Genomic DNA, 15,175 nt, shown 5'->3' with positions numbered 1-15,175 from the left:
GTAGGGGTGGGGTTTATCCCCACCCGTTGGAATACCATATTTTTAGGGCAGGGATAAACCCTGCCCCTACGATAAAAACACGATAACATAATATCCAAAGTTTACGCTTTCCCCCTCTCCTTTATGCGTATTGATCTTATAAATTTTAAGAGGAAAATATTATGGCAAATCGTCTTATCCTTAACGAAACCAGCTATCACGGCAAAGGGGCAATTCAACATATCGTCCACGAAGTAAAAAGCCGTAGTTTTACCAAAGCCCTCATTGTTACCGACAAAGATCTTGTACGTTATCAAGTTGTTGCAAAAGTGACTAACTTACTTGATGAAGCCGGTTTACCTTATGAAATTTTTGATGAAGTTAAAGCCAACCCAGCCGTTGATGTGATCAAAAAAGGCGTAGAGCGTTTTAAAGCTTCTGGGGCGGATTATATGATTGCAATCGGTGGCGGTTCACCTATCGACAGTGCAAAAGGTATCGGTATCATCATCAATAACCCCGAATTCGGCGATGTCCTTTCCCTTGAAGGTGTTGCACCAACCCACCAAAAATGCGTGCCAATCATTGCCGTACCAACCACCGCAGGTACTGCTGCTGAGGTAACGATTAACTACGTGATTACTGACGAAGAGAAAAAACGCAAATTCGTCTGTGTTGATGTTCACGATGTGCCAGCTGTTGCTGTTGTCGATCCCGATATGATGTCATCAATGCCGAAAGGCTTAACCGCAGCAACCGGTATGGACGCATTAACCCACGCTATCGAGGGCTACATTACTAAAGCGGCTTGGGAATTAACCGATGCACTCCACTTAAAAGCGATTGAAATTATCTCTCGCTCATTACGCGGTGCAGTAGAAAACGATCCTGCAGGTCGTGAAGGCATGGCGTTAGGTCAATACGTAGCAGGTATGGGCTTCTCTAACGTTGGATTAGGCGTAGTTCACAGTATGGCGCACCCACTTTCCGCTTACTACGACACCCCTCACGGTATTGCCAATGCGGTATTACTGCCTTATGTGATGGAATTTAACAAAGAATACACCGGCGAAAAATACCGTGAAATCGCACGAGCAATGGGCGTAAAAGGCGTTGATGAAATGACTCAAGAAGAGTACCGCAACGCAGCTATTCAAGCGGTGCGACAACTTTCTACTGATGTTGGCATTCCGCCAAAACTCTCCCAAATCGGTGTAAAAGAAGAAGATTTACCGGCACTCTCTATTGACGCCCTCAATGACGTTTGTACCGGCGGCAATCCTCGTGATTGCACCGCAGAAGAAATTTTAGAAGTGTATAAAATTGCGTTTTAAGTTTCACAATAAGTAAGTTACAAGCGGTTAAATTTCATAGAAATTTAACCGCTTGTTTATCGCAATTAATCGTGATAACTCTTATGATGTAAGAGGAAATAAAAATTTTTGTGAGCTACTTCTCAATAAAACATCAAAACACTAGATATCTAATAGAGCCAAGATTAGAATGTACCTATTTGTACTATTGATATAAACATTATGAAATGCCCCTCCTTTGTAATTCTGGCAAGTTTATTGAGTTTGAACAGTTGGGCAAACAATGATCTTGTTCGTTCCCAACAAGAAAGCCAACATCAATTACAACAAATTCAACAATATCAGCAATCCCGTTGGTTCTCTCAACATCAATTTCAAACAAATGCTGCATCCATAGATGAAAGTGCCGCAATGGCAAAATATTGTTTACCCTATCATTCATTACAAATTAAAGGTGTTACGCTAATTAACCCCGAACCATTTCAACCATTACCTTACGAATGTTTAAATGAAGTTCGTCTTAACCAACTCAGCCGAGATTTAACCCAAGCCTATTTAGATAAGGGCTATATTCACAATCCATTTCAATTTGAAGATGATGGTTCTAAGACACTGATTTTACGAGTGACTGAAGGCAAAGTGGCTAAATTGACAGGGGGAAGCTCGCAAGTAAACTTGGCTATGCTGTTTCCTAACATTGTAGGTCAGCCGTTAAATATCAAAGAATTAGATCAAGGGTTAGATCAAGCAAACCGTTTGAGTAGCAATCAGGTTTCTGTCGATGTATTACCTGCCAAAAATGGCGAGATTGAACTCTCTTTTGTCAATAAGCCACGCTCTGCTATTTCAGGTTATATTGGGTTGGATAACTTCGCTTCTCGTCAATATCATCGCTGGCAAAGCCGTTTCGGGTTAAATCTGGATAGCCCATTTGGGCTGTCAGATAGCCTTTATTTAGGCGGAAGCCATACGTTAAAATCGACATCTGAATTTAATCGTTCTGCGATTTTATATTATTCCATACCTTATGGACGTTGGACCTTTAATGGCTTTGGCTCAGTTTCGCAATTTCGCCAACAAATTCCGTTGATTTATCATAATGTCGAGCAAAAAGGCAGAACTTGGCAAACAGGGATGAAAGTTGATTATGTTGCTCATCGAGGCTCAAATCATATCTCAACGCTTTCTGCACAACTAGACCATCTGAATAGCAAGAATCGCTTTGAAGACAGCGTGATTATCTTACAAAGCCCAACGCTTAGCGTTGCACAACTCTCTTTTAATCATTTGCAACTCCTTTCACAAGGTTCACTCATCTTTAATCTAGATTATCGCTACGGACTCAATTGGTGGAATGCGACTCGCAATCAAGGCAGAGATCAACCGGAAAGTCAATTTCGTAAATGGAATGTCGATTTACAATGGGTGCATTTTCACTCAATGGGTTCACAAAAATTCCGCCGTTCTCATCGCCTATTAGGGCTATACAGCCCAAACTATTTACCTTCACTAGAGCAATCGGATTTATTAGGACGATATGCGGTAAGGGGTTTTCAAGATTTATCGCTCTCAGCAGAAAAAAGCCTTGTGATACAAAATACACTCAGTTGGTCACAACAATATCGTTCGCTACAAATAGAACCCTATGCACTGCTTGATTCTGGAATCCAGAAAAACAGTACAGGCGTCATTCATCATCAACAAGCTTGGAGTTATGGCATCGGTTTACAGTTAGCCCAAACACAGTGGAAGGCGAATTTACAATGGGCGAGAGGTAAAGTTCAAAAAGAAAAACATCAAGCTTGGGAGCAAGAACATCAAGTGAATTTCATATTTAACGTATTCTTATAATGAACAGCTCATTTTTTTATCTTTTATGTAAAACATCATCGTTTTTATAAATGGGAGTCATTGAATATCACAAGAATTTCAATCTGTTTATGACTTACCATCTACCCCTAATTAAACATAAATTAAGAGGATTATCTTATGTCTAGAGCAAACTTATCTCTATCTAAAATCACGGCAACACTCGCTCTGTGCTATGCCATTCCTGCTTATGCGGATATTCAATCTGCCAATTCTCAAACACAAGTCAAACGTGTTGGAAGCGTAGAAATCGTTAATATCGCCAAACCGTCTGACGCGGGTTTATCACATAACCAATACAACAAATTTAATGTCGATAAATCAGGTGCAGTATTAAACAATGCGTTAAATAAAGGCAAATCAGAACTTGCTGGTAATTTGGATAAAAACCCAAATCTACAAAATCAAGCGGCAAAAGTGATTTTAAATGAAGTCGTGAGCCGCCAACCGTCCCATTTAGCTGGACGTCAAGAAGTGTTTGGGCAACGTGCAGATTATGTGTTAGCAAACCCAAATGGCATTAGTTGTGATGGTTGCGGTTTTATTAATACACCAAAAGCGTCACTGGTTGTCGGTAAACCTGCCGTAAGCAAGGGAGAATTAACAGGATTTGATGTCAAGGGCGACAAAGCATTATCCACCTCTGGTAAAGTTACCAATAGCCAAGTCGATCAGTTAGATTTAATTGCACCAACGGTCAATGTCGGTGGCGATATTCGTGGGGCAAAAAATATCAATGTGGTAATGGGTAAAAATACCGTTCAACGTGATAAAGATGGCAAATTAACCGTTCAAGTCGAAGAAGCAAAAGGTGCGGTACTTGATGGACGTGTTGTAGGCAGTATGCAAGCGGATAGAATCCGTATCCATTCTACCGACAATCGTGCCACACTCAATGTTGAAGCTGCGGACATCAAGGCAAAAGACGTTTTAGTACAAGCGGGCAATGCAAATGTTCAGGGAAAAGTAACCGCTAGCACTTACCGTCAAAACAACCAATACACTGCTGATAGACGTGTTAAAGTTGATGAATCCCGTTCTGGCAAAAATGAAAAATATCAAGCAACCAAAATCCAAGCGGATAATCTTGTTGTCGATGTAGATAACCGTTTAAATGTTTCTGGGGCAGATATTAAAGCGAAACAAGCAAGTATCATCGGTGGTCAAACCCATTTCGGTACACAAACCACAACGAATGAAAGCAATGCGCGTAAACACCAATCTAAAGGGCTTTGGTTCCGTGAAGAAACCGATAAAACTAAAGTTCAAACCGTTCATCGCACAACCCTTGCCGCTGGCCAATTAAATGTTGTTGCCACAAAAGGCAAAGTCACAGGCAATGCGGTTAAATTAGCGGGGCAAGATGCTTTTGTTTATGGTGAAAAAGGGGTGGCGTTAAAAGGCGTAGCACAAACAACGCAATCTGAAGCAACAAGTAAATTTAAAAATGAAACTGCCCGCTTGCGTACAGGTTCTAGCTCACAAACCGCCAACACACAAGAGTTAGTGGCAAGTGAATTACAGTTTAAAAACCTTACCGTAGGTGGCAGCGATGTGCATTTGAGTGCGGTGAAAGGTCAAATTGACGGTCAATTCTTTGTGCAAAATAAAGGTAAAGCCGAATTTGTGAGCCAAGCAACTAAAAACACTCACCAACTTGACGATAAACAAAAATTCTGGGGTGGCTTGGCAGGCTCTAAAACATTAGGTACGGGCAAAGATGAAACTATCCAACACGGTACGGATTTAACCGTTAAAGGTTTAGCTTATATTGACGCAAGCAATGGTGTGAATGTGAAAGGTAGCCGTGTTCTTGCAGGCGAAGGTTATGTGTTGGGTAATCAAGGTAAATTAGTGGTGGATTCCGCTCAAGCACGAGTGATTGAACACCAAAATAGCCGTACAGGTACTATTTTCAATATCACTAAAGCACGCGAAAGTAGCTTTAACAGCGTTTCGACTGCTCAAGGCTCAACCCTTGCTTCAGAATCTAACTTACAACTGATTTCAACAAAAGGCATTAATGTTATCGGTAGTAAGGTGCAAGCGGTTAATACTTTAGGGGTTTATGCACCAACGGTTGAAGTAATTGGGGCGAAAAACCAACGTTTATCAATGAAAGAAGAAGCTGGATTTGGTATTTCAGCAAAAGGCGATAAACCAAAAGTGACCTTTAATACTGAAGCGGCTCTACGCGGTGTTATCACTTCACTGATCAAAGGCGAATCAGTAAATGCTCTTAATGTTGTTAAAGGCAATACTAAGTTTGAAGCACAAGGTAGCATTACCTTAGGTATTTATAACCACAAACAACAAACACAAGAAGTTACCCATACTGCAGCGAGCCTTGAAGGTGGTAACACCAAAGTGACCGCACAAGATGTGAACGTGGTTGGCAGTAAAATTAGTGCAACTCAAGGCGATGTAACCATTCAAGCACAAAATATCAAAACATCAGCACAATCTGACCGCTTGGATAGCAATAAAAAATCGACTACAGCAGGTATTACCGCATCAGCTAAAGTAAATGAATCCAGTGCGACAGGGACATTGTCTGTAGGCGTAAATCATAAACAACAGAATAGCCAAACGCAAACCGCACAAGCGAGCCAATTAAGTGCGAAACAAAATCTCACTTTAGATGCAGAGCGTATTCAACATCAAGGCTCTCAACTTTCTGCAGGTAATAACATCGCACAAGGTGCAGAACATATCGAACATTCTGTGGCAACGAACTCACAAAATGATCGTACCAAAAATGTGGACGTAGGATTGTCTGTCACTTCATCGATCAACAAAGATAAAGCGATTAGCAGTTCTGTTTCATTATCTGCTTCAGGTGGTCGTGAAAACAGCCAAAGCACCACAGCACAAGCAACATCTCTCAATGCTGGCAATAGCATTGTGATCAACGGTAAAACCTTGCAAGATACTGCAACACAATATCAAGTAGGTGGCGATTTAACCCTTAACTCTCAACAACATAACTTACAAGCTGCCGTAAATAGCAGCAGCAAAGACACAATGAAAGCAGGGGTAAATATCGGTGTTAGTGGCAATACAAGCGATCTTAAAACCGTTAATCTGAAAGTGAATGTAGGTGCAAATTACCAACAAAATCAGACCGCTTCTGAGAAAGCGCAAAAAGCCTCTTTAACTGCAAATAACATTGCGGTAAATACAAACAATCTTTACAGCCAAGCGGATATGAAAGCAGATGGCAACATTAACGTAGTGGCAAAAGAGAGTGCAACCTTTGCTCAAGCAACGAATAAAGAGCAACAAAATGGCGTAGGCTTTAAAGCAGATCTCGGTGTGGGGGCATTAGTCGTTCCAGCTGCAACTGCTGCTATCCCAAGCGTTGATGCAAGCGTATCTGTAAATGCCGTAAACGGTCATACACAAGATGCCGTTACAGCTAAAGTTGAAGGACAATCAATCAACATTCAAAGCGGTAAAAATACGCTAGTACAAGGCACAAGTTTAGCGGCGGACAACATCAACTTAAGCGGTGAAACCGTCAATGTTGTGGCAGCGAAAAGCGATAAACAACTCACTGATGTTGCTGTGGGGGCAGCTGTATCTGTCGGCAAAGGTGTATCAAGTTTAGGCTTGAAAGCAAACTTGAAAGTAAACCACGAAGCCGCTAATAGCCATACAGCAAGTCAAGTTACCGCTCAAAATCTGAATATTCAAAGTGGTAATGGCATCACCCTTGCTGGTGTACAAGCGGATGCGAAAAACGTTACCCTAGACAGCGGTAATGGCAATCTTGCCTTAACTGCTTTACAGGATAACGTGAAAAAAACTGGCGTAGGTGCAACACTCTCATTAAATGGTGGCGTAGCAGAACAAAAATGGACACCAAATGGTGGCAGTGCTTCCCTTGATGTGAATGTTATTCGCAATCAAACCCACACAAGTACCGTAGTTAATAATGAGTCTGCAAACCTCAACGTAGGTGGCGATGCTCTCTTAACAGGTAGCGCGTTAAATGCGGACACTGTTTCTGGTACTGTGGCAGGCGATTTAATCAGCAAAGGGCTTGTGAATAAAGTGAGCGAAACAAGCGTGAGCGTTTCTGCAAGCGGTAGCGGTAAATATACCCCATACCCAGAACAAAAATGGAACAACAATCTAGCGCAAGACTGGAATAATGGCACGATTACAGGCGTAAAAGCCGATGTGAAGTTAAATGCGGACATTAAACGTGAAACGACAAACACGCCGGTTAATGTGAATGCGAAACAAAATAACCTTGTTGTGAAGGGTAAAACAGTTAAAGCACGCTTGGTTCCAGAGAAAAAAGCAAACACCAAAGTTACAGCTCATTTACATACCAATGTAGAAGAGATGGTTAAACAAGCGAATGAACAGATGAAAAAAGGACAAACTCCATTCATTCAAGTGGTAACTCAACGTAAATAATCGTTAAGTTGAAATGTGAAAAATACCTGTATCTAAAACTGAGATACAGGTATGAGAACAAGCGGTAAAATTCCGAGACTATTTTCCCATTGGTAAAAACAGCAAGAAATCATACCGCTTGATTAGATTTACCCTGCGAGCGATTGCTGGATTTCATCACGATATTGTTGAGCTTTTGTCCCCAAAATGACGTGAATTACTTGATTAACCTCTAACACGTCTAACGCACCTGCTGACAGTAATTTTTCTTTACTGATTGCGGCATTATTTTTTAAAGAAACGCGTAAACGTGTCATACAGGCTTCAACTTCTTCGATATTTTGAGCACCACCTAACGCTTCAATCATTGTTTGAACAGGTGTTGATTCTGCCATTTTCTTCCTCCTTTTATGATGAATAGATACACAAACAGTCTAAAACTTCTACTTAAAATTGCTACTTTATTATCACTAAATTGTGATGTAGTTCACAAATAAAAACATTTTGCCTGTTCTTTTTTGCCAAATTCCCTACAATCAAAATCTCTATTGTTTAAGGATAAACACTATGCAACATCGCCAACAATGTATTCTGAAATATGTCGAAACTTACGAAGAAGCCAGTGTTCAAGAGCTTGCCGAACAACTGGATGTTTCACTTGAAACCATTAGACGTGATTTAAATAAAATGGCAAACGCCCATTTACTTCATCGCACACACGGTGGTGCCGTTAGCCTGAAGAATCGGGATATCGGGCGTTCTTTTGATGCTCGCCGCCGCATGAATAGTGAGGAGAAAAAATCCATCGCCGAAAATGCATTAGCCCATTTTTTTGAAGGCGCGGTCATTGGCTTAGATGCCAGTTCGAGCAGTTGGAATTTTGCCCAACTTTTACCGGATACACCTTGCACCGTGGTAACCAGTTCAATGCATAACATTCGTGCATTGGCAAATAAAAGCAGTATTGAAGTTATTGCGACCGGTGGAGTGTATTCTGCCAAATATGATGCTTTTTACGGTTCGCTTTCAGGGCATTTGCTCTCTCGTTTAAACATTGATATTGCCATTTTCTCCTGTACAGGTATTGCCGAGGGGATTATTTGGGAGTCGAATGAAATGAATGCGATTGCTAAACGAAAAATGCTTGCCTCAAGCAAACAGGTTTTTCTGTTAGCCGATCATACAAAGTTTGAGCGGAAAGACCTTATTCAGCTTGCTCCGCTCTCCTCCGTTCATCATATTTTTACCGATAAAATGCCGCCTCCAAACATTCAGGCGTATTGTCAGCAATATCAAATCGAAATGACGATTTAGTTGTTTGATACAAAGCATATTGTTTTAATATATCAGCAATAAGCTCATTTTTCGTTAAAAAATGAATTTCATACCTTTCCATATTAAAGGTATTTGTTTTTATATTTAACAATATGTTTTGTTCATTTTCCATATTCTGGAAAACTGTTTCTAGTTGATAAATAAAATCGCCTATTGTTAAAGTTAATTGACTATTTTCTGATGTGATATTGATATCTAAAACCACGTCTAAATCATAGATACCAATAAGCTCCTGACGTAGCTCTCACATTGCTATGAGAGCGGTATTTTTTATATAACTTGTTATATCGCTAGGTGTATTGACATTTAGTAGTTCACTAAGTTGTAGTCTCCAATCTGTATCCACCCAACGTTGCATATTGGTTTTCTTATTAGAAGAAAGAACATCAAACCTAAGCCCTTTTAGTAAACTTAATATCATAAAAATCATCAAGATAACAAAGGGCAGTGAAAATATAAGCATTGTGCCTTGTAGAGCTTCTATCCCTCCTGTTTGGAATAAAACAAAAGTGATTAATGTAATAATTGCCCCCCAAAAGATAAATTGCCATCTTGGTGAACGTTGGCTTTTATCTTTAAGCGAGATGTTATTTAAGATATATATTCCAAAATCGATGGTTGTAATAAAAAATAACAGTACAATAATAAAGGCAACGAAATTAGAGATCGTTGAAAAAGGCAAATAATCTAAAAAAGCAAATAATAATTTACCCGTTTGATTTAGCATTTCGCCTAATTTCCCATTTGCTAAAAATTGATTAACCCAAATAGCACCATTGCCAAAAATGGTAAACCATAAAATAAAAAATAAACTTGGTACAATTAGAACGCCTAAAATAAATTCTCTTATGGTTCGCCCTTTTGATATTCGAGCAATAAAAATGCCAAATGAAGGCGCCCAAGAAAACCACCATGCCCAATATAAAATTGTCCATTGATTAAACCACTCTTGATATTCAGGTTCATAGACATACGTTTTGAACCCGACTCTAACAAAACCGTTTAGATAATGACCGATGTTTTCTGTAAAAACAGAAAGCAGATAAGCTGTAGGTCCAACAAATAGCACAAACAACATAAGGCAAAGTGAAAGCCCTAAACTTAATTCACTGACTATTCGCAACCCTTTTGTAATCCGTTGAGTAGAAATGCCAATTGCTACAATAAATACTGCACCAATAATAATTTGAATGGTTAATTTATCACTAAGCCAGATTTGACGTTCTTCAAAAGCAGAAACTAAACGAATAGCACTATATGCCAATGTCGTAATAATGCCAAAGATTGTTGTACAAAGACCTAACACATCAATTAAATCGCCAAATTTCCCCTCAATACGCTGCTTTAATAAAGGGTAAAAACAAGAACGTAATGAAAGCGGTAATTTATAACGAAAACCAAAATAAGCGATGGCTAGCGCAATCAACCCATATATTGCCCAAGCATTGATACTCCAATGAAAAATACTTTGGAAAACCGCTTGGCGTTCAATATATTGATTTGAGGTGGGGAAAAGTAAATGAGAAAGCGGTTCTGCAACACCTAAAAAGATAATCCCTATTCCCATTCCTGCTGTAAATAATAGTGCAAACCAAGATCTTAAACTTAGTTCTGCCTCACTATCATTATCGCCTAAGCGTATATCACCATAATGACTAAGTGCTAAAAAAAGAAGAAAAAAGATAAATAACGCACTAGCTAATACATAAAGCCAATGAAAATGAGTAAAAATAAATTCTCTCAGATAAAGAATAAAAGAAATTGTTTCTGTTTGATTAAACGATATAAAACCAAGAATGCCGCCACAAAACAGCAAACTCATAGCGACAACCGGCTTATTAAACGTAGTTTGAAAAATCTTCATTGCATATTTAGTATTAAAAATAAAGTGCGGCTTTAAACCGCACTTTTTATTACTCAGCTAACTCTGTTTGCTCGTGCGCCATCAACTCTTGCCCTACATCATCAAGTAAAGTAAGGTAACGCTCATATTGTCTAAGGATATCCGCAATTAGCTCATTACGAGTCATATATTGAACATCATAGCCAGTTCTACCATCAAAGAAGTAAGTCATTGGTTGATAAGTCATTGAATGTTGAATATGTGGCATATTTTGATCATCAATCAACTGCTCTGAAACCTCGTGTCCAATCGATTTAATACCATACATAAAATCTCGCATAGACTCTTTATGAATGATGAACTCCACTGACGGCTCATCGTTATCAAATAATTGAACAATCTCCACTTCCAAATTATGAACGCCAATAAGCTCTTGGCGTAATTCACGCATTGCAGGGAGTGCTGTATGTTTCAAAAATTTAATAATATCCTTTTCTTGCGTTTGGTTTAGCATTTGACTTAGGCGATCTTTCCATTTATCTCCCGACCAAAACATACTGCTCGGGGTTGTTTTGGTTTCAAAGTATTTTTTATCCGCACTTAGCCCCTTCCATAGGCTTAGACACATTACCAACATCAACATTGCAAAAGGCAAAGCAACAATCAAAGTCATTGTTTGTAAAGTTGATAACCCACCCATACCCATGAGAGTGATAGCAACAACAGACATTAAAACACCCCACATTACTGCTTGCCAACGGGGAGATGATAAACTTTTATCACGAGATGCAATGTTATTTAACACATAAATACCTGAATCTGCCGAAGTGATAAAGAAAAGCGAGATAATTACCAATGCCACCACGCCAGTAACTAAAGAGAGAGGTAAATAATCTAAAAATTTAAATAACAATTGTTCTGGTGAGGCAGTTAATTTATTTAAAGCACCATTTGCAACAAAGGTATCTAACCAAATAGCACTATTTCCAAATATCGTAAACCACAACACACAAAATAAACTTGGAATAGCTAATACACCAAAAATAAATTCTCGTATTGTCCGTCCTTTAGAAATACGAGCAATAAATAATCCTACAAATGGGGCCCAAGAACACCACCAAGCCCAATAAAGGACTGTCCAGTTAGTGAACCACTCCATATTTTCCGTTTCATAGGCATAAGTTTTAAAACTCAAATGAATAAGATTACTTAAATAAGTCCCTAAATTATCGCTAAAAGCAGATAACAGATATAATGTTGGTCCGACAATCAACACAAATAACATTAAAGAAAAGGCTAATCCTAAGTTAATTTCACTTAACATTTTTACACCTTTCCCAACCCCTGAAATAGCAGAAAAGACAGCAAGCCCCATTACGATAATAATAATGGCTACTTTAATAGAAAAATTACTTTCGGTAATCCAACCTAATTGCTCTAATCCTGCACCTAATTGGGAGGCACCAAATCCTAATGTAGTAATAATACCAAATAGGGTTGCAACTAATGCCATTACATCAATAAAATCACCAATCCGTCCATTGATTTTGTCTTTCAATAATGGATAAAAGCAAGAGCGAAGTGCAAGTGGTAATTTATAACGGAAACCAAAATAAGCTAAAGCAAGTGCAATAACAGCATACACAGCCCAAGCGTGAATACCCCAATGGAAAAAAGTATGCAATAGCGCTTCTTGTTGTTTATGTTCTAAATTTCCGGTGGTTATAGAAGAAAAATAATGGGTTAAAGGTTCTGCAACACCAAAGAACATTAAACCTACCCCCATACCGGCAGCAAACAGCATTGCAAGCCAAGATAAAAATGAGAATTCGGGTTCTTCTTCATTTGTGCCTAATTTTATATTTCCTAAACTACTCACAGATAGAAGCACTAAGAAGAATAAGAAAATAGAGAACGCTAAAATATAAAACCAACTAAAATTAGTAAAAATAGCTCCTTTTATCCAATTTAGAGCTGTGGTCATTTGTTCTGGAATGACTAAAGTAGCAATGACTAAGCCAACTACCATTATTAATGTCAAACTAATCACAAAAGGATTGAACGACGATTTGTTTTGAATTAATTTAGTAAAAGACAAAACAGTATCTCCTATCGGTTTGTGATAGATCATTTATTTAATTAAAGATAGATACTTAATAACAACGACTATGAAAAGACGAAACGTTATTTCAAACCATTTCGTAATGGTGTAACTGAGCTAATAAATGATATATCGCTAGTTAAAAGATAAACGCAATTTTCAGCGTAAAGAACATGCAGATTGCACAAAATAAAAGTATTTTAAAAGAAGAATAAAACTTTTTCTTCCATAAAACACACTTATTATAACACAAAGATATATAAAAATAAACTTTAATATCTTTATAACATTTTTTCCGTCAGAAATGTGCTTGCCCGATTTTCCTGTTCCTTTGGTAAATCGGGCATTTATTTTGCAAAAAATTCTACAAATTTAACCGCTTTCTCCGCTCTTTTTGTGAACCAACTCACAAAAACCATACAAATTACTTCTATCTCAATAAAGAAGGGGCAAAATACTTTCAACAATCCATTATTCAGGAAGCCGAATTACGGTTAAGGGGACTCATATGACTCAACTCAAATCAACTCCAGTAAAAATTGGTATCCGCCCAACCATTGATGGTCGCCGTCTTGGGGTGCGTGAATCATTGGAAGATCAAACAATGAATATGGCAAAAGCGGTGGCGAAGCTCATTAGCCAAGAAGTTCGCCATACAAATGGGGATTTTGTCGAATGTGTGATTGCCGATACCTGTATCGGTGGTGTATTTGAAGCGGCAGCTTGTGCCGAAAAATTTAAACGTGAAAATGTTGGTGCGGTGATTACCGTGACACCTTGCTGGTGCTACGGTTCTGAAACCATTGATATGGATCCGCATATGCCAAAAGCTATTTGGGGCTTTAACGGAACTGAACGTCCGGGGGCAGTTTATTTAGCGGCTTCACTTGCAGGGCATAACCAAATGGGCTTGCCTGCGTTCTCTATTTATGGCACCGAAGTGCAAGAAGCGAGCGATCAATCTATCCCTGATGATGTGCGTGAAAAATTACTTCGCTTTGCTCGTGCAGGTTTAGCGGTAGCGACCTTACGCGGTAAATCTTATCTCTCTATCGGTTCTGTATCGATGGGTATCGCAGGCTCTATCGTTAATCAAGAGTTCTTCCAAGACTACTTGGGTATGCGTAACGAATATGTTGATATGTCTGAACTCACTCGCCGTATGGAACGTGGTATTTACGACAAAGAAGAGTATGAGTTGGCATTGAAATGGGCAAATGAATTCTGCATTGAAGGTGTGGATGTCAATGCGCCTGAAAACCAAATGAGTGCGGAAGAGAAAGCCAAATTGCGTGAAACCTTGGTGAAAATGACCATTATCACCCGTGATTTAATGGTGGGTAATCCAAAACTTGCTAAACTCAATTTTGGTGAAGAAGCCTTAGGTCATAATGCGATTGCAGCGGGTTTCCAAGGACAACGCCATTGGACAGACCATAGCCCGAACGGCGACTTTATGGAAGCCTTACTCAACTCAACTTATGACTGGAACGGCGTGCGTCCGCCATATATCCTTGCGACCGAAAATGACTCGCTCAATGCAGTTAATATGTTGTTCGGTAACCTCTTAACCGGTCAAGCTCAAATCTTTGCCGATGTGCGTACTTACTGGAGCCAAGACTCCGTAGAACGTGTAACAGGCTGGCGACCAGAAAGTGGCTTTATCCACTTAATCAACTCAGGTTCAGCCGCATTAGACGGTACAGGACAACATACCGACAAGGACGGCAAACCTGTGATTAAACCGTACTGGGAAGTGACAGAAGAAGATGGTAAACGCTGCTTAGAAAATACCCGTTGGTGCCCAGCGGTTTATGAATACTTCCGTGGCGGCGGTTTATCTTCACAATATCTTACCAAAGGTGGTATGCCGTTTACGATGCATCGCATCAATCTCGTGAAAGGTGTCGGCCCTGTATTACAAATTGCGGAAGGTTGGTCTATCGACTTACCTGAACACGTCCACGACATTCTCAACAAACGGACAAATGAAACTTGGCCAACCACTTGGTTTGTACCACGCTTGACAGGACAAGGTGCGTTTACCGATGTTTACTCTGTGATGGCAAACTGGGGAGCGAACCACTGCGTTGCCACCTACGGACACGTTGGTGCGGATTTAATTACCCTTGCTTCAATGTTGCGTATTCCAGTCAATATGCACAACGTGGCAGATAAAGATGTGTTCCGCCCAAGTGCGTGGAGTATGTTCGGACAAGATAAAGAAGGTCAAGATTACCGTGCTTGTGCGAACTTTGGACCGCTTTATCGTTAGCTTTTCCATATCTTCCTCATTCTTTCCTCCCTCCGTTTACGGAGGGAGGTGCC

General features: G+C 39.5%; 8 protein-coding genes. 5 read left to right on the top strand and 3 right to left on the bottom strand.

The features are described 5' to 3' along the window. Positions 1–161: 161 nt before the first annotated feature. From fucO to AM305_RS00880, 3 genes are all read left to right on the top strand, one after another. Positions 162–1,313 carry a lactaldehyde reductase gene (gene fucO / locus AM305_RS00890; protein ID WP_005822205.1) on the top strand — a complete coding sequence of 384 codons (1,152 nt, stop codon included), beginning with the start codon at positions 162–164 and terminating at the stop codon, positions 1,311–1,313. 237 nt (positions 1,314–1,550) lie between these two features. Next, positions 1,551–3,143 (top strand): ShlB/FhaC/HecB family hemolysin secretion/activation protein, encoded by a 1,593-nt coding sequence (locus AM305_RS00885; RefSeq protein ID WP_160162324.1) that lies wholly within the window; start codon positions 1,551–1,553, stop codon positions 3,141–3,143. 138 nt (positions 3,144–3,281) lie between these two features. After that, entirely contained in the window at positions 3,282–7,589 is a 4,308-nt protein-coding gene (locus AM305_RS00880; RefSeq protein ID WP_005822202.1) for a two-partner secretion domain-containing protein, read from the top strand. Positions 7,590–7,717: 128 nt separating this feature from the next. On the opposite strand, the gene AM305_RS00875 is transcribed toward AM305_RS00880, so the two are convergent. Continuing rightward, on the bottom strand, positions 7,718–7,963 hold the full coding sequence (locus AM305_RS00875) for a PTS sugar transporter subunit IIB (protein ID WP_005822200.1): 246 nt from the start codon (positions 7,961–7,963) through the stop codon (positions 7,718–7,720). A 172-nt stretch (positions 7,964–8,135) separates the two neighbouring features. Between AM305_RS00875 and AM305_RS00870 the strand changes: the two genes are divergently transcribed. Further along, on the top strand, positions 8,136–8,882 hold the full coding sequence (locus AM305_RS00870; protein WP_005822198.1) for a DeoR/GlpR family DNA-binding transcription regulator: 747 nt from the start codon (positions 8,136–8,138) through the stop codon (positions 8,880–8,882). A 265-nt stretch (positions 8,883–9,147) separates the two neighbouring features. On the opposite strand, the gene AM305_RS00865 is transcribed toward AM305_RS00870, so the two are convergent. Both AM305_RS00865 and AM305_RS00860 read right to left on the bottom strand, forming a co-directional pair. Beyond that, complete coding sequence (locus AM305_RS00865) at positions 9,148–10,767, bottom strand: BCCT family transporter (RefSeq protein WP_113680025.1); 1,620 nt, start codon at positions 10,765–10,767, stop codon at positions 9,148–9,150. A 49-nt stretch (positions 10,768–10,816) separates the two neighbouring features. Further along, positions 10,817–12,877, bottom strand: a complete 2,061-nt coding sequence (locus tag AM305_RS00860) for a BCCT family transporter (protein ID WP_420196301.1) — start codon at positions 12,875–12,877, stop codon at positions 10,817–10,819. 478 nt (positions 12,878–13,355) lie between these two features. Between AM305_RS00860 and fucI the strand changes: the two genes are divergently transcribed. Continuing rightward, positions 13,356–15,122, top strand: coding sequence for an L-fucose isomerase (fucI, locus tag AM305_RS00855; RefSeq protein ID WP_005822193.1), 1,767 nt, complete (start codon positions 13,356–13,358; stop codon positions 15,120–15,122). The last annotated feature ends 53 nt before the right edge of the window (positions 15,123–15,175 follow it).

The organism is Actinobacillus minor NM305, from assembly GCF_000175195.1.
Taxonomy (GTDB): domain Bacteria; phylum Pseudomonadota; class Gammaproteobacteria; order Enterobacterales; family Pasteurellaceae; genus Haemophilus_A; species Haemophilus_A minor.
Note: the sequence above shows the minus strand (reverse complement) of the source record. Positions and strands in the feature narration are given on the sequence as shown.